The sequence below is a fragment of the Streptomyces rubradiris genome, assembly GCF_016860525.1.
Lineage (GTDB): Bacteria > Actinomycetota > Actinomycetes > Streptomycetales > Streptomycetaceae > Streptomyces > Streptomyces rubradiris.
Window position 1 is genome coordinate 639,229 of sequence record NZ_BNEA01000007.1, and the last position, 17,954, is coordinate 657,182.

Annotated in this window: 4 protein-coding genes; 2 read left to right on the forward strand and 2 right to left on the reverse strand. The window is 76.5% G+C overall.

Annotation, left to right across the window (positions count from 1 at the left end; all coding sequences use genetic code 11):
- The first annotated feature begins 220 nt into the window (after nt 1-220).
- A complete protein-coding gene (locus Srubr_RS12170; RefSeq protein ID WP_189991541.1) occupies nt 221-1,015 on the forward strand; it encodes an SDR family NAD(P)-dependent oxidoreductase in 795 nt (264 codons plus the stop codon).
- 536 nt (nt 1,016-1,551) lie between these two features.
- On the forward strand, nt 1,552-4,338 hold the full coding sequence (locus Srubr_RS12175) for an AAA family ATPase (protein ID WP_189991543.1): 2,787 nt from the start codon (nt 1,552-1,554) through the stop codon (nt 4,336-4,338).
- A 111-nt stretch (nt 4,339-4,449) separates the two neighbouring features.
- On the opposite strand, the gene Srubr_RS12180 is transcribed toward Srubr_RS12175, so the two are convergent.
- Both Srubr_RS12180 and Srubr_RS12185 read right to left on the reverse strand, forming a co-directional pair.
- Nucleotides 4,450-15,003, reverse strand: coding sequence for a type I polyketide synthase (locus tag Srubr_RS12180; RefSeq protein ID WP_189991545.1), 10,554 nt, complete (start codon nt 15,001-15,003; stop codon nt 4,450-4,452).
- A gap of 109 nt (nt 15,004-15,112) precedes the next feature.
- Nucleotides 15,113-17,954 (reverse strand): type I polyketide synthase (locus Srubr_RS12185; protein ID WP_203854973.1); only part of this gene is annotated, 2,842 nt, incomplete at its 5' end.

The window sequence follows — 17,954 nt, forward strand, 5'->3', positions numbered from 1 at the left end:
GGTCACGTGTACGGACCGGGTGCGCGGTGCACCCAGGGTGTGTCCGGTACGGGCCGCCCCCGACCGGTTCCTTACGGGACCTTGGCGCACGGCTCCCCCGCGCTGACGGGATCTTGACGCCGGCCCGCGGATCGCGCGGGAAAAGCGGTCGGCCTCGCCATGTGCGCCTGCCGGGCACGGGCCGCGGTAGGCCGGCGGGCCCGGGGGAACTCGTGTCCTCATGCGCATCGATCTGACAGGACGTACCGCACTGGTCACCGGCTCGACGCAGGGCATCGGTGCCGCCATCGCCGTCGCGCTGGCCCGGGCCGGGGCCCGGGTGGGCGTCAACGGCCGGGACGAGCGGCGGGTGACCGAGAGCGTGGAGGCGCTGGCGCGGGAGGTGCCCGGTGCCGAGCCGGTACCGGTGGCCGCCGACGTCTCCACCGACGAGGGCGCGGCCCGGGTCGCGAAGCTGCTGCCGCGGGTGGACATCCTCGTCAACAACCTCGGTGTCTTCGGCGCCGCCGACCCGCTGGAGATCACCGACGCGGAGTGGCGGCGCTACTTCGAGGTGAACGTCCTCGCGGCCGTGCGACTGACCCGGCTGTATCTGCCGGGCATGGCCGAGCGCGGCTGGGGCCGCGTGCAGTACGTGGCGAGCGACTCGGCGGTGGTCATCCCCGCGGAGATGATCCACTACGGGATGTCGAAGACCGCCCTGCTCGCGGTGAGCCGGGGCTTCGCCAAGAAGGCCGCGGGCACGGGGGTGACGGTGAACTCGGTCATCGCGGGGCCCACCCACACCGGCGGGGTCGAGGACTTCGTATACGAGCTGGTCGACCGGGAGCTGCCCTGGCAGGAGGCGCAGCGCGAGTTCATGCGCCGGCACCGTCCGCAGTCCCTGCTCCAGCGGCTGATCGAGCCGGAGGAGATCGCCCACATGGTCGTCTACCTCGCCTCCGATCAGGCGTCGGCGACGACCGGCGGTGCGCTGCGGGTCGACGGCGGATACATCGACTCGATCCTCCCCTGACCCGGCTCCGGGCTCGGTGCCCGAACGGGCAGCGGAAATGCTGTCGCGTGACCGATCTCACCACGGCCCGTGCCCGGTTCCTTTCATTCATCAACCGGTAAATAAACGGTCTGTAAAACGATGCCTCGTCGGCCCATCCGGCCAGTAGGCAGGAGGTATAACGAGACCATAAGTGACCGATACATGACGACAGTTGACAACGTTGGCCTGGACGGATAGCGTCTCGATCTGCTATGTGTTTCTAAACTTTAATTCGGGGATCGACCAGCAAAGCCGCGGACACCCGCATGGATTCCGGCCAATTATTGGCCGGAATCCATGCGGGTTTCCACAGTACGCGGCGCAAACGGGAGACCAGAGGATGCAACGCCTCTCGCGATGCAGACAGGGAACACTCCGGCGCGCCGCCTTCGCGACGACGCTGCCGCCCGTGTGAACTCTCCACGCACCGTCGCGTGACACCCCGCCGCCACCCATCACGCGGAAAGCGGAGGCATGATCCGGTCCGGAATTGATAATCCATGGGGAGAGGCACGATGCACATCTTCGGCCGTTCGAGAGAACTCCAGTCCCTGGCCGAGGCATTCCACGACAGTGCACGGGGAAACGGCCGACTCGTGATCATCACGGGGGGTCCCGGATCCGGCAAGACCCAGTTGATGCACGAATTCCTCACCACACTGCACGGAGCCGACGCCCGGATACTGACCGGTACGGCCACCGCGGGGGAACGGAACCAGCCGATGAGTCTGGTCGGGCAATTACTCGGCACCGCCGAGGCGGAGACCGCCGTATCACCCCACGAACCCTTCGCCGTGAGCCCCCCGGAGCGGGACCGCCGCCCCCGGGACCCCTGGCCCCATCCCCTCCCCGCGTCCGCCGCGCCCCGGGCGGCCGAGGCACTGCTGCACCTGGTCCCCGCCGAACGGCCCCTGGTCATCGCCCTCGACGACGCCCACGCCATGGACCCGGACTCCCTGACGACCGTCGTCCACCTGCTGCGCCGCAGCCGCTGCCGGCGGGTGTTCGTGGTGTGCGCCACCTCCGGTCATCTCGGCGCGCTCCACACAGCCGCGCACACCGAGCTGCTGCGCCAGCCGCACCGGCGGGTCCGGCTGGCCCCGCTGTCGGAGGCGAGCGTCGGCGAACTGCTCGCCGCCCAGGCCGGACGCGCCCTGCCGGCACCCGTGTGCGACGCCTACCACCGGGCCACCGCCGGCAGCCCGCTGCTGGTGCACGCCCTGCTGGACGACAGCGCCGGCCTCGGCCCCGAGGTCGGCCCGCCCGTCCCCGGCGCCGCCTACCGCCAGGCCGTACTGTCCCTGCTGCACCGCGGCGAGGCGGGCCAGGTCCGGGTGGCCCGGGCCCTGGCCGCGCTCGGCACCCCGGCGCCGGGCGCCGCCGTCGCGGAGCTGGCCGGCACCACGCCCGCCGGCGCCCAGGAAGCCGTCGCCGCCCTCAACTCCTCCGGCCTGCTGGACGGGCACGCCTTCCGGCACCCCACCGCCGCCGCGGCCGTCCTGGAGGACATGGACGCCGCCGCCCGCACCGCGCTGCACGGCCGGATCGCCCATCTGCTGTATCGTTCCGGCGCCCCCGCCGTCGAGGTGGCCCGGCAGCTGCACGCCGCGGACCTGGTGCCCGCGCTCTGGGGGGCGGGGGTGCTGCGCGCCGCCGCCGAACAGGCGCTGGCCGCCGACGACGTGGAGCGCTGCACCGCCTATCTCGGCATGGTCCTGCGCGACTGCGCCGACCCACGCGAGGCCCACGCCCTGTCGGTGGCCCTGGCCCGCGCCCAGTGGCATACCAACCCGGCGGCGGCCGGCCCCCATCTGGAGCCGCTGCGCGAGGCCGCGCTGGCCGGCGAGCTGAGCATGCGGGACACCGCCACCGTCCTGCGCTATCTGCTCTGGCGGGGCGACACCGAGCTGGCCGCCAAGGCCGTGGCCACGCTCGTGCGCGTCCAGTCGCCCGCCGACGCGCAGATCGTCGCCGAGGTGGAGTTCGTACGGCAGTGGTTCTACGGCGTGGCGCTGCCCGGCAGGAGTGTCCCGGTCGCCGGCCTCGACGCGCGCCCCCGCCCGGTGCGCGCCGACGCCGGCGGGCTGGCCTCGCGGGTGGCGGCCCTGGTCGGCGGCGAGGCCACCGACGAGTCCGCCGCGGCCGTCGCCCAGGCCCTGCAAGGGCACCGGCTGGACCATCTCAACCTCGAACTCGTCGCGATGTCCCTGCTGGCCATCGCCCACGCCGACCGGCCGGCGCTGGCCGCCGACGCCTGCGACGGGCTGCTCGAGTGCGCCGTGGAGCGCCGGGCGACGACCTGGCGGGCGCTGCTCGGCTCCATCCGGGCCGAGATAGCCCTGCTCCAGGGGGACGTGACCACCGCGTCGCGAGGCGCGCTCGACGCGCTCGGCATCCTGGGCGCCCAGAGCTGGGGGGTGCTCATCGGCCTGCCGCTGTCGACGGCCGTCTCCGCGTACACCGCCCTGGGCTGCTACGCCGAGGCCGAGGAACTGCTCAAGCACGACATTCCGGAACCCATGTTCCGTACCGTGTTCGGCATCCAGTACCTGCGGGCCCGCGGCCACCACCACCTCGCCACCGACCGGCCGTTCGCGGCCCTCGGCGACTTCGAGACCTGCGGGCGGCTGCTGCGCGAGGGCAACCCGAACCTCCAGAAGGGCATCCCCTGGCGGTCCGACCTGGCCCTGGCCAACCTGCGGATCGGCAAGGCCCGCACGGCCCGCGAGTACGCGGAGGAGCAGCTTCGGCTGCCCGGCGGGCACAGCTCCCGGGCCCGGGCCATGGCCCTGAGGCTGCTGGCCGCGACCTGCCGGCCGCACCGCCGGGCCTCGCTGCTGCGGGAGGCGATCGACCTGCTCAAGACGTGCGGCGACCGCTACGCGCTGGCCCAGGCGTACGCCGACCTGTCCGCCGCGCACTACGAACTCGGCGAGTACGCCCGGGCCCGGCTGGTGGCCCGGCAGGCGGCCCGGGAGGCCGAGGCCTGCCGGATCGAGTCCCCGGTCGACGCGCACCTGCTGGAGGACCCGGTACGGCCCGACGCCGCCGAGTCCGAGGACGGCCCGGCCCTGCTCAGCGACGCCGAGTGCCGGGTCGCCGGGCTGGCCGCGCTCGGTTACACCAACCGCGAGATCAGCACCCGGCTGCATGTCACGATCAGCACGGTGGAGCAGCACCTCACCCGGGTCTACCGCAAGTTGCAGGTGGCCAGCCGTGCGGAGCTGCCGTCGAAAATGCTGGAGCATCGCATCCCCAAGCTGTCGGACCGCTGGGCCGGGACCCACTCGTCGGCGGGCTGAGCGGCACGGCGGTACCTCGTCGTCGTCCGGGTGGAAACCGGCGCGCGGGGAGAAGGGCACGCGGCCCCACCGGAAGGTCATCGGTGGGGCCGCGTGCCGCCCGCCGTACGGTCAGCTGAAGCTGCCCAGTTCGTCGTCGAGGATGCCGAACAGCTCATCGGCCGTGGCCGTCTCCAGCCCCGTCCCGCCGGTCTGCCCGGCGCCGCCGTTCTCTTGCCACTCCCCGGTGCCGTCCCAGCGGGCGCTGAGGCTGCGCAGCCGGGCGGCCACCCGGGCGCGCTGCTCCTCGTCCAGCGCGGACGACTCCAGCGCGCCGCCCAACAGCTTCTCCAGGCGCACCACTTCGGCCTCGACGTCGACCTGGCCGGCGGTGCCGTCGACGCCCAGCTCCGCGAAGAGGTGCCGGGCGAGGGCGTCGGAGGTCGGGTAGTCGAAGGTGAGGGTGGTGGACAGCCGCAGGCCGGTGTCCGCGCCGAGCCGGTTGCGCAGCTCCAACGCGGCCAGTGAGTCCACGCCCAGGTCGCCCAGGGGGCGCTGGGGGTCGACGGCGCCGGCGGAGCCGTGTCCGAGGACGTCGGCGACATGGCCGCGGACCGTCTCCACCAGCAGGTTGAGGGCGTCGGCGGCGCCGAGGCGGACCAGCCGGTCCGGCAGCGCCTCGACGGTGGCGGCGGCCACGAGGCCGGCCGCCGGCCGGGCGGTACGCCGCACGGCCGCGGGGGCGAGACCCCGTACCAGGGCGGGGGCGTCCTCGGTGACCTGCACGCGGACCGGCAGCAGCAGGGCCCGGTCGGCGGCCGGGGCACCGTCGGCGGCCTGGACCGCCCCGGTGGCAAGCGCGCGGCCGAACAGGGCCAGTGCCCGGTCGGCGGGCAGCGGGAGGATGCCGTCGCGGGCCAGGCGGCGCAGCTCGGTCGCGCCGAGCCCGGCCGCCATGCCCTCCCCCGTGTCCCACAGCCCCCAGCCCAGCGAGAGGGCGGGCAGCCCCTCGGCGCGCCGCCGCGCGGCCAGGGCGTCCAGGAAGGCGTTCGCGGCGGCGTAGTTGGCCTGGCCCGCCGCGCCCAGGGTGCCGGCGGCGGAGGAGAACAGCACGAACGCGTCGAGGCCGAGGTCGCGGGTCAGCTCGTGCAGGTGCCAGGCGGCGTCCGCCTTGGGCCGCATCACCCGCTCCAGCCGCTCGGGGGTGAGGTCGGTGACCAGGCCGTCGTCCAGGACGCCCGCGGCGTGCACCACGGCGGTCAGCGGGTGCTCGTCCGGCACGGACGCCAGCAGACCGGCGAGCGCGTCCCGGTCGGTCACGTCGCAGGCGGTCACGGTCACGGTCGCGCCCAGGGCGGCCAGGTCGTCCAGGAGGCCGGGCTCGGGCAGCCGCCCGCCGCGGCCGGCCAGCAGCAGCCGCCGCACCCCGTGCCGGATGACCAGGTGCCGGGCCAGCAGCCGCCCAAGGCTGCCGGTACCGCCGGTGACCAGGACGGTGCCCGCCGGGTCCACAACGGCCTCCCCGGCGGGTCCCGCCGGGGCCGCGGCGGGCACCGGAGCGGTGTCCGCCGGCTCCGGGTCCGTGACGCGGGCCAGCTCCGGCGCGTACACCGTGCCGGCGCGCAGGGCGAGTTCCGGGGCGCCGGTGGCCACGGCGGCCGCGAGGACGGCGGCCGAGGCGGGGTCGCCGTCGGTGTCGGCCAGCACGAACCGGCCGGGGTGCTCGACCGCCGCCGAGCGCACCATGCCCCAGATCACGGCCTGCGCCGGATCGGGCGCGTCGTCGGCGTGGACGGCGACGGCCGACCGGGTCAGCACCACCAGCGGCGCGTCCCCCGGCCCTTCGGCGAGGTGCCGGCGCAGCTCGGCGAGGGCGCGTACGGCACTCTCGCGGGCCGCGACGGGCGGTTCGGCGTCCGGGCCGGGGGGCGCGGGGACGGTGAGGGTGCGGGGCGCGGGCGCGAAGTCGCCGGTGGGGACCGGCAGTTCGGTCCACCGTACGCGGAACAGGTCGCCGGGCTCGGGCGTGGCCGCGTGCAGCCGGCCGGCGGTCACCTCGCGGATGCGCAGGGCGGCCACCTCGGCCACGGGCGCGCCCGTGCCGTCGTACAGGCGCAGGGTCATCTGGTCGGTGCCGTGCGGGGTCAGCCGCAGCCGCACCGCCGTGGCGCCGGTCGCGTACAGGGTGACGCCCTCCCAGGAGAAGGGCAGGGTGAGCACGGTCGGGTCCTGGCCGTCGAGCAGGTCGATGGCGTGCAGGGTGGAGTCGAGCAGCGCCGGGTGCAGGGCGAAGCCGTCGGCCGCTGTCGGGTCGGGCAGGGCGAGTTCGGCCCAGATCTCCGCGCCGACCCGCCACGCGCCGCGCAGGCAGCGGAACAGCGGGCCGTAGGCGTAGCCCTGCGCGGCCAGGTGGTCGTAGGTGCCGGTGACGTCCACGGGTACGGCGCCGGCGGGCGGCCAGTCGGTCACGGCGGCCGGTTCCGGTGCGGTGCGCGGGGCGAGGACGCCGGTGGCGTGCCGGGTCCACGCGCCGTCGGCGCTCTCGGGGCGGGCGTGCACGGTGAGCCGTCGGCGCCCGTCGGCGTCGGGGGCCGCCGCGGACACCTGGAGGTGGACGGCGCCGTGTCCGGGCAGGACCAGCGGGCGTTCCAGGGTGAGTTCGGCCAGGTGCGGGCAGCCGGTGCGGTCGCCGGCCTGGACGGCCAGTTCGACGAACGCGCTGCCCGGGACGAGGACCACGCCCGCCACGGCGTGGTCGCCCAGCCAGGGGTGGGTGGTCAGGGAGAGGCGGCCGGTCAGCGTGACCCGGTCGTCGTCGGCCAGGTCCAGGGCCGCGCCGAGCAGCGGGTGCCCGGCCGGGGCCTGGCCGAGGCCGCCCGCGTCGGTGACCGCGCCGGGCTCGTCGTCCAGCCACAGCCGCCGCCGCTGGAAGGCGTAGGTGGGCAGGTCGGTGCGGCGGGCGCCGGTGCCGGTGAAGACCCCCGGCCAGTCGACGGGGACCCCGCGGACGTGGGCGGTGCCGAGCAGGGCCGCGTAGGTCCGCTCCTCGTCCCGGTCGCGGCGCAGCGCCGGGACGAACGCGGCCCCGTCGGTGCCGGCGAGGGCGGGCGCGCCCAGGGCCGACAGCACGGCGTCCGGGCCGAGTTCGAGGAAGGTGCGCACCCCGTCGGCCGCCAGCGCGCGGACGGCGTCGCCGAAGCGGACCGTCTCGCGGACGTGCCGCGCCCAGTAGCCGGGGTCGCACAGCTCGTCCTCGCCCGCGCGGGCCCCGGTCAGGTTGGAGACGAGGGGGATCGCGGGCGGCGCGTACCGCAGTTCCCGGGCCGTCCTCTCGAACTCCGCGAGCATCGGTTCCATCAGCGGGGAGTGGAAGGCGTGGCTGACCCGCAGCCGCTTGGTACGGCGGCCGGGAAAGGCGGCGGCGACCGCGGCCACGGCGGCCTCGGTGCCGGAGACGACGACGGCGCGGGGTCCGTTGACGGCGGCGACGGACGCCTCGGGGCCGAGGTGGGGCAGCACCTCGTCCTCGGTGGCGTCGACGGCGAGCATCGCGCCCCCCGCGGGCAGCGCCTGCATCAGCCGGCCGCGCGCGGCGACCAGCCGGGCGGCGTCCGCCAGGTCCCAGACCCCGGCGACGTGCGCGGCCGTCAGTTCGCCGATGGAGTGGCCGGCCAGCAGGTCGGGGCGGACGCCGTGGGACTCCAGCAGCCGGTACAGCGCGGTCTCGACGGCGAACAGGGCGCTCTGCGTGTAGAGCGTGTGGTCGAGCAGGCCGGCGTCCTCGGTGCCGGGTTCGGCCCACATCACGTCGCGCAGCGGGCGGTCGAGGTGGGTGTCGAGCGCCCGGCAGACCTCGTCGAGCGCGTCCCGGAAGGCGGGGTGGGCGGCGTACAGGCCGCGGCCCATGCCGGGGCGCTGTGCGCCCTGGCCGGTGAAGAGGACGGCCGTCCTGCCGCCGGCGGGCCGGCCGCGGACCACGGCGTCGGAGGCGGTGCCGTCGGCCAGCGCGGTGAGCGCGGCGAGGAGTTCGTCCCCGTCGCGGGCGACGACGGCGGCCCGGTGGGTGAGGGCGGCGCGGTCCGTGGCGAGGGAGCGGGCGAGGTCGGGCAGCGGCCGGCCGGCGACCGCGCGCAGCCGGGCGGCCTGGGCGGCCAGCGCCTCGGGGGTGGCGCCGGAGACGACGAGCGGCAGCAGCGGGGCCGGGCCCGGCTCCGGTGCGGGCGCCTCGGCGGGTGCCTCCTCGATGATGGCGTGGGCGTTGGTGCCGCTGATCCCGAAGGAGGACACCCCGGCCCGGCGCGGCCGGCCGGGGGCGGGCCACTGCTGTTCCTCGGTGAGCAGCCGTACGTTCCCCGCGTCCCAGTCCACCTTCGTGGACGGCTTGTCCACGTGCAGCGTCCTGGGCAGCACCCCGTGCCGCATCGCCATCACCATCTTGATGACACCGGCGACGCCTGCCGCTGCCTGCGTGTGCCCGATGTTCGACTTCACCGACCCCAGCCACAACGGCCGCTCCCGCTCCTGCCCGTAGGTGGCCAGCAGCGCCTGCGCCTCGATCGGGTCACCCAGCGTCGTCCCCGTACCGTGCGCCTCCACCACGTCCACATCGGCCGTGGTCAGCCGGGCGGCGGCCAGCGCCTGCCGGATCACCCGCTGCTGCGACGGACCGTTCGGCGCCGTCAGCCCGTTGGAGGCACCGTCCTGGTTCACCGCCGAACCACGCAGGACGGCCAGTACCGGATGCCCGTGGCGCCGGGCGTCCGACAGCCGCTCCAGGACCAGCATGCCGGCGCCCTCGGACAGGGCGGTGCCGTCCGCCGCGTCGGCGAAGGACTTGGCGTGACCGTCGGCGGCCAGGTTGCGCTGCCTGCTGAAGTCCACGAACGTGTCGGCGGTCGACATCACGGACACCCCGCCGGCCAGCGCCAGCGCGCACTCGCCCTGCCGCAGCGCCTGCGCGGCCAGGTGCAGCGCCACCAGCGACGACGAGCACGCCGTGTCGACGGTGAGCGTCGGGCCCTCCAGGCCGAGGGCGTAGGCGACCCGGCCGGAGGCCACGCTGCCCAGGCTGCCGTTGCCGAGGTGGTCGCGCACGGCTTCGGGGACGCGGCGCAGCCGGCTGCCGTAGTCGTGGTACATGACGCCCGCGAACACGCCGGTGCGGCTGCCGCGCACGGAGTGCGGGTCGATGCCGGCCCGTTCCAGCGCCTCCCAGGACGTCTCCAGCAGCAGCCGCTGCTGCGGGTCCATGGCCAGGGCCTCGCGCGGGCCGATGCCGAAGAAGTCGGGGTCGAAGTCGGCGGCGTCGTACAGGAATCCGCCGAACCGGGTGGAGGAGTGGCCGGCCTTGCCGGGCTCCGGGTCGTACAGGCCGTCCAGGTCCCAGCCGCGGTCGGCGGGGAAGGCGCCGATGCCGTCGCCACCGTCGGCCAGCAGCCGCCACAGCTCCTCGGGGGTGGCGACGCCGCCGGGGTAGCGGCAGGCCATGGCGACGATGGCGACCGGCTCGTCCGCCTCCCGCACGGTGACGTCGGCGGCGGGCTCCGCCCGCTCGCCGAACAGTTCCGTCCTGAGGTGGGCGACGAGCGCGCCCGCGTCCGGGTGGTCGAAGACCAGGGTGGCGGGCAGGCGCAAGCCCACCGCGGCGCCCAGGCGGTTGCGCAGTTCCACCGCGGTCAGCGAGTCGAAGCCGGACTCGCGGAAGGAGCGGCGCGGGTCCAGTGTCATGTCGCTGTCGTGGCCGAGCACGGCGGCGACGTGGGTGCGGACCAGTTCCATCAGGGCCGCGTCGCGTTCGGCGGGGCCGAGGGCGGCGAGCCGGCCGGCGAGCGGGACGGAGTCGGCGTGGGTGGCGGCGGCGCGGCGGGCGCGGGCGGGCACCAGGCCGCGCAGCACGGCGGGAACCTCCGTGGCGCGGCGCAGCACGGCCAGGTCCAGGCCGACCGGGAGCAGCAGCGGCTCGGCGGCGCCCAGGGCGGCGTCGAGCAGGCGCAGGCCCTCCTCGGTGGCCAGCGGGCGGACCCCGGCGCGGGCCATGCGGACCACGTCGGCGTCGGTGAGGTGGGCGGTCAGGCCGGTGCGCTGCGCCCAGAAGCCCCAGGCCAGCGCGTGCGCGGGCAGTCCGTGGTGGCGGCGGTGGGCGGCCAGTGCGTCGAGGAAGGCGTTGGCGGCGGCGTAGCCGGACTGGCCGGCGCCGTCGAGGGTGCCGGCGGCGGAGGAGAACAGCACGAACGCGGCGAGGCCGAGGTCGCGGGTCAGCTCGTGCAGGTGCCAGGCGGCGTCCGCCTTGGGCCGCATCACCCGCTCCAGCCGCTCGGGGGTCTGGTCGGTCACCAGGCCGTCGTCCAGGACGCCGGCGAGGTGGACGACGGCGGTCAGCGGGTGGTGCGGTGGTATCCCGCCGATGAGCCGGGCCAGTTGCTCCCGGTCGGCGGCGTCGCAGCGGGCCACGGCGATCTCCGCGTCCAGGCCGGCGAAGTCGTCGGCGGCGGTGCCGCTGCGGCCGGCCAGCACCACGTGGCGGACGCCGTGCTCGGCGACCAGGTGCCGGGCGACCAGGGCGCCGAGCACACCGGTGCCGCCGGTGATCAGCACGGTGCCCTCCGGGTCGAGGGCCGGTGCCGGTCCGCGCGGGGTGGCGCGGGCCAGCCGGGGCACCCGCACGGTGTCGTCGCGCAGGGCGAGTTGGGGTTCTCCGGTGGCCGCGGCCACGGCCACCGCGGTGTCCGGGTCCGCGCCGTCGACGAGGACGAACCGCCCCGGGTGCTCCCCCTGGGCCGCCCGGACCAGCCCCCACACGGCGGCTCCGGCCAGGTCGGTGACGTCCTCCTCCCCCGCCGCCACGGCGCCCTCGGTGAGGACCAGCAGCCGGGCGGAGGCGGTGCGTTCGTCGGCCAGCCAGTCCTGTACGGCCCTCAGCACGCGCTCGGCCGCCCGGTGCGCGCCGGTGCCCGGGCCGTCGCCGCCGGCGGGCAGGACCGCCCAGGCGGGCACGGTCTCCAGCCCGGCCGGGCCCCGTTCGTCCAGGACGGCGTACTCGGGCGCGGGCGCCTCGGGGGCGGACAGGGCCGGCCAGTCCAGCCGGTACAGGGCGTCGGTGCGGGCGACGGCGGTGAGCGCGGCCGGGTCGACAGGCCGGGAGACCAGGGCCTCGACCTCGGCGACCGGGGCGCCCGTGGGGTCGGCCAGCCGGACCGACAGCGTCTCGTCGCCGTGCAGCCGGACCCGCAGGGCGGTGGCGCCGGCCGCGTACAGCGAGACCCCGGTCCAGGAGAACGGCAGCAGGGCGGTGTCCTGGCCGCAGGCGGTGAGTCCGCCGGCGTGCAGCGCGGCGTCGAACAGGGCCGGGTGCAGGGCGAACGCGCCGGCCTCCACGGGGAGTCCGACCTCGGCGAAGGTCTCGTCGCCGCGCCGCCACAGGGCGCGCAGGCCCTGGAAGGCGGGCCCGTAGTCGTAGCCGAGGGCGGCCAGGCGGTCGTAGGCGTCCTCGGCCGGTACGGGCTCGGCGCCCGGGGGCGGCCAGGCCGTGAGGTCGAAGGCGGGCGCACCGGCCTGGGGGGCGAGCAGACCGGTGGCGTGCCGAATCCAGGCGGTGTCGTCGGCGCCCTCGGGGCGGGAGTGGACGGTCAGCGCGCGGTGCCCGGTGTCGTCGGCGGCGGCCACGTGCAGCTGGAGCTGGACGGCGCCCCGCTCGGGCAGGGTCAGCGGTGCCTGGAGGGTGAGTTCGGCCAGGTGCGCGCAGCCGAGCCGGTGGCCCGCGCCGAGGGCGAGTTCGACCAGGGCGGTGCCGGGCAGCAGCGGGGTGCCGGAGACGGCGTGGTCGGCCAGCCAGGGCGTGGTCGCGGTGGTGAGCCGGCCGGTGAACACGGTGCCGCCCCCGGCGACCGGGACGGCGGCGCCCAGCAGGGGGTGGCCGGTGCTCTCCAGCCCGGCGGCGGTGACGTCACCGCCGCCGGCGGACCGGCCGAGCCAGTACCGCTCCCGCTGGAAGGCGTAGGTCGGCAGGTCGGCGGCGCGGACCGGCAGGCCGTCGAAGACGGGCGTCCAGTCCACCGGGACACCGGCGACGAAAGCCTCGCCGAGGGCGGTCAGCAGGCGCTCGGCGCCGCCGTCGTCGCGGTGCAGGGAGCCGAGGGCGGTGATGCCGGCGTCGGCGGTGTCGGCGGTCTCCTCGACGCTGTGCAGCAGCACGGGGTGCGGGCTGCACTCGACGAAGACCCCGTACCCGGCGTCGAGCAGGGTGCGGGTGGCGGGCTCGAACAGCACGGTCTGCCGGAGGTTGGTGTACCAGTAGCCGGCGTCCAGGCCGGTGGTGTCGAGGCGGGCACCGGTGACGGTGGAGTAGAACGGCACCTCGGCGGGGCGGGGCCGGATGTCCGCGAGGTCGGTGAGCAGCCGCTCCCGGACCGCCTCGACGTGCGCGGAGTGCGAGGCGTAGTCCACGGGGAGCCGCTTGGCGCGGTGGCCGTCGGCCACGATGGTCTCGCGGAGCGCGTCCAGGGCGTCGGCGTCGCCGGACAGCACCACGGAGGAGGCGCCGTTGACGGCGGCCACCGAGACCCGGCCGCCGTAGGGGGCGAGGAGGTCGCGCACCCGGGCCTCGGGCAGGGCCACCGACATCATGCCGCCGCGGCCGGAGAGTTCCCGGGCGATGGCCTGGCTGCGCAGGGCCACGACGCGGGCGCCGTCGGCCAGGGACAGCGCGCCGGCCACACAGGCGGCGGCGATCTCGCCCTGGGAGTGGCCGACGACGGCGGCGGGCCGGACCCCGTGGGCGCGCCAGACCTCCGCCAGGGACACCATGATCGCCCACAGGACGGGCTGGACGACGTCCACGCGGTCCAGTGCCCGCCGGGACCGTACGGTCTCGACGAGGTCCCAGTCGGTGACGGGGGCGAGGGCGGCGGCGCAGTCGGCCATGCGCGCGGCGAACACCGGTGAGGCGTCGAGGAGGTCGGCGGCCATGCCGGCCCACTGGGAGCCCTGGCCGGGGAAGACGAAGGCGACGCGGGACTCCCCCGCGGGCCGGCCGCGCACCACGTTCGGCGCGGTGTCGTCGCCTTCGGCGAGGGCGGTCAGCCCGGCGGTGAGGGCGGCGGGGCCGGCGGCGGTGACGACGGCCCGTTCGTCCAGCGCGGCGCGCCCGGTGGCGAGGGTGTACGCGATGTCGGGGACGGGGTCGGTGGCGGTGGCGAGGTGGTCGAGGAGGCGGCGGGCCTGGGCGGCCAGCCCCCGGGCGCCGTTGCCGGAGAGCACCAGCGGGAGCGGGCCGGCCCAGGAGGGGTCCGCGGCGCGCGGCTCGGTCCCGGGGGCGGCCTCGACGATGACGTGGGCGTTGGTGCCGCTGATGCCGAAGGAGGAGACGGCGGCACGGCGGGGCTCGCCGTCGGCGGGCCAGTCCCGGGCCTCGCGGAGCAGTTCGACGGCGCCCGCCTCCCAGTCGACCTGGGTGGTGGGGCGGTCGGCGTGCAGGGTCCTGGGGAGCCGGCCGTGCCGCATGGCCATCACCATCTTGATGACGCCGGCGACGCCGGCGGCGGCCTGGGTGTGCCCGATGTTGGACTTCACCGAGCCCAGCCAGAGCGGCTCGGCCCGGTCCTGGCCGTAGGTGGCGAGCAGCGCCTGGGCCTCGATGGGGTCGCCGAGCGGGGTGCCGGTGCCGTGCGCCTCGACGGCGTGCACCTGGTGGGGCTCCAGGCGGGCGTTGGCCAGGGCGGCGCGGATGACGCGCTGCTGGGAGGGGCCGTTGGGGGCGGTCAGGCCGTTGGAGGCGCCGTCCTGGTTGACGGCCGAGCCGCGGACCACGGCCAGCACGCGGTGGCCGTTGCGGCGGGCGTCGGAGAGCCGTTCCAGCAGGAGCAGTCCGGCGCCCTCGCCCCAGCCGGTGCCGTCGGCGCCGTCGGCGAAGGACTTGCAGCGGCCGTCGAGGGCGAGGCCGCGCTGGCGGGAGAAGTCGATGAAGGTGTCCGGGGTGGACATCACGGTCACGCCGCCGGCCAGGGCGAGGGTGCACTCGCCGGTGCGCAGGGCCTGTACGGCGAGGTGGAGGGCGACCAGGGAGGAGGAGCAGGCGGTGTCGACGGTGACGGCGGGCCCTTCCAGGCCGAGGAGGTAGGAGACGCGGCCGGAGGCGACACTGCCGAGGTTGCCGTTGCCGAGGTAGCCCTCGACGCCCTCGGGGACCTCGGTGAGCCAGCTGCCGTAGTCGTGGTACATGACGCCCGCGTAGATGCCGGTGCGGCTGCCCTTGAGGGTGTGCGGGTCGACGCCGGCACGTTCGAAGGCCTCCCAGGCGGTCTCCAGCAGCAGCCGCTGCTGCGGGTCCATGGCGAGGGCCTCGCGCGGACTGATGCCGAAGAAGCCGGGGTCGAACCGGGCCGCGTCGTACAGGAACCCGCCTTCGCGGACGTGGGTGCGGCCGGGGGCGTCCGGGTCGGGGTCGTAGATCGCCTCGACGTCCCAGCCCCGGTCGTCGGGGAAGTCGCCGACGGCGTCCGTGCCCGCGTCGACCAGCTGCCACAGCTGTTCGGGGCTCTGGACGCCGCCGGGGTAGCGGCAGCTCATGGCGACGATGGCCACGGGCTCGTGCGCCGCCTCGGTGATCCGGTCGTTCTGCCGGCGCAGCCGCTCGTTCTCTAGCAACGACTCGCGCAGCGCCTCGACGATCTGCTCGACGGATGTGTCCACGGTCGGTGTCGCTCCCTGCTGGCTCGGCGGCGCTGATGACGCGGTGCGGGTGCGCCGGTACGGGGGGCCCGGTGCCGGACGCGGCGCGTCGTCCGGCACCGGGGTGGTGTCACTGGGGGGTGGTGCGGTCGAGGGCGGCGCGCACCAGGTCGGCCACGGCCATGGTCCGGATGTCCCCGGCCGGTTCGGCGGGGGCGGGTTCCGCGGCGGGCTCGGACAGCTTCAGCAGGCTGTCGAGCAGACCGGCGGCGCGGAGGCGGTCGACGGGGATACGGGAGATCAGGGCACGCACCTCGTCGTCGTCGCCGGCGGGCGCGGCCGGTTCGGGCCGGGGCCGCAGCCGCTCCAGGAGGTGGCCGGCGAGGGCGGCCGGGGTGGGGTGGTCGAAGACGAGGGTGGAGGGCAGGCGCAGTCCGCAGGCCGCGCCCAGGCGGTTGCGCAGTTCCACGGCGGCGAGCGAGTCGAAGCCGAGTTCGGTGAAGGCGCGGCGGGGTTCGACGGCGGCGGGCCCGGGGTGGCCGAGGACGGCGGCCACCTCGGTGCGGACCGCTTCCAGCACGGTGTGTTCGTGGTCGGCGGCGGGCAGTTCGGCCAGGCGTTCGCCCAGGGTGCGGGCGTGCTCGGCGCGGTCCGGGCGGGCGGTGACGCCGGCCAGGGCGCGCAGCACGGCCGGGACGTCACCGGCGCGGCGGCGCAGGACGGCGGTGTCCAGCCGTACCGGGACCAGGGCGGGGGCGCCCGCGGCCACGGCGGCGTCGAACAGTTCCAGTCCCTCGTCCGGGTCGAGCGCGCCGATGCCGGTGCGTTCGATGCGCTGGACGTCGGCCCGGTCGAGGGCGGCGCCCATGCCGCCGCCGGACCACAGGCCCCAGGCGAGGGAGGTGGCGGGCAGGCCGAGGGCGGCGCGGTGGGCGGCGAGGGCGTCCAGGAAGGCGTTGGCGGCGGCGTAGTTGCCCTGTCCGGAGGCGTCGAGGGTGCCGGCGGCCGAGGAGAACAGCACGAAGTGGGCGAGTTCCCGCTCCCGGGTCAGTTCGTGCAGGTGCCAGGCGGCGTCCGCTTTGGGCCGCAGGACGGTGTCCAGCCGTGCCGGGGTCAGCGAGCCGATCAGGGCGTCGTCCAGGACGCCGGCGGTGTGCACGACGCTGTCGACGGGGTGCGCGGTGAGCAGGGCGGCGAGCGCGGTGCGGTCGGCCGCGTCGCAGGCGACGATGTCGGCTTCGGCGCCGAGCTCCGCGAGGCCGGCGCGTAGTGCGGCGGCGCCGGGTGCCCCGGGCCCGCGGCGGCTGGTCAGCACCAGGCGGGTGACGCCGTGCCGGGCGGCCAGGTGGCGGGCGACCAGGGCGCCGAGTCCGCCGGTGCCGCCGGTGACGAGGACGGTGCCCCACGGGCGGCCGGTGCCCTCGGTGTCGTCGGCGCGGACCAGCCGGGGCGCGTGCGCCGTGCCGCCGCGCCAGTGGACCTCGGGTTCCCCGGAGTCGAGGAGGGCGGCGAGCGCGGCCCGGTCGGGTACGGGGGCGTCGGGCGCGGCCCGGGTGACGAGCAGGATGCGGCCGGGGTCCTCGGCCTGCGCGGCCCGTACCAGCCCGTGCACGGCAGCGTCGGCGAGGGAGCCGCCGGTGAGGACCACGAGCACCGAACCGGCGTACCGGTCGTCGGCGGTCCACGCCTGGAGGACTTCCAGGGTGCGGCCGAGCACGCCGCGCACGGCGCCGGGCACGTCGTCGGCGCCGGGCAGGTCGTCGGTGCCGGGCAGGTCGTCGGCGCCGGGTGCGGTGACGGGCAGGATCACCACGTCGGGGACGGTGGCGCCGAGTGCGTGCAGGCCGGGGTGGACCGGGGCGCCGAGGCCGAGGTCGTCGTCGCCGAGGACCGCCCAGCTACGGCGGTCGGGGCGTCCGGCGGTCTCGGGCAGGGGGGTGCCGGTGACGGCGTAGAGGTGGCGGTGGCGCCGGGTGAGCCGGTCGGCGGCGTAGGGCCGGGTGACGTAGGAGGCGACGGTGGCCAGGGGCCGGCCGTCGGTGTCCGCCAGTTCGATGCGGGTGCCGTCGGGGCCGGGGGTGACCCGGACCCGGGCGGTGAGGGACGCCTGGGCGTGCGCGGTGACACCGGTCCAGGCGAAGGGCAGGGCGATGCCGTCGGCCGGCCCGTCGGGTGCCGGTTCGCCGCCGAGCAGGGAGGTGACGTGCAGGGCGGAGTCCAGCAGCGCGGGGTGCAGGACGTGCCGGGCGGCGTCCTGGGCCGCCTGGGCGGGCAGTTCGAGGTCGGCGAGCAGGGTGTCCCCGTCCCGCCAGGCGGCCCGCACGCCCCGGAAGACGGGGCCGTAGTCGTAGCCCTCGGTGTGCAGGCGCGGGTAGAGGCCGCCGACGTCGAGCGGGGTGGCCCCGGGCGGCGGCCAGGCGCCGGCCGCAGGCACGGGCGCGGCGCCGGAGTCGGTGAGGGTGCCGGTGGCGTGGTGGGTCCAGCCCTCGTCGGCGGGGGCCTGCTCGGCGCGGGAGTGGATGTCCACGGTGCCGTCGGCGCGGGCGGCGACCTGGAGGCGTACGGCGGTGTCGCCGGGCAGCGCCAGCGGGGCGTGCAGGGTGAGCTCCTCCAGGACGGGACGGCCGGTCAGGCGTCCGGCGTGCAGGGCGAGGTCGACCAGGGCGGCGCCGGGCACCAGGACCGTGCCCAGGACGGCGTGGTCGGCGAGGGCCGGGTGGGTGGCGGTGGAGATCCGGCCGGTGAGCAGCACCCCGGCGTCGCCGGGCAGGTCCAGGCGGGCGCTGACCAGCGGGTGCCCGGCGGCGGCGAGCCCGTGCCCGGCGGCGTCGCCGGCGGTGACGGCGGGCGTGGGCAGCCAGTACCGGCGGTGCTCGAAGGCGTACGTGGGCAGGTCGACCGGGCGGCCCGGGTAACTCTCGTACAGCACACCCCAGTCGACGTCGAAGCCCCGGGTGTGGACGGCGGCCGGG

Excerpts from the sequence above, each read along its gene's own strand:
- Srubr_RS12170 (WP_189991541.1), top strand. The coding sequence starts at position 221 with ATGCGCATCGATCTGACAGGACGTACCGCACTGGTCACCGGCTCGACG.
- Srubr_RS12175 (WP_189991543.1), top strand. The coding sequence starts at position 1,552 with ATGCACATCTTCGGCCGTTCGAGAGAACTCCAGTCCCTGGCCGAGGCA.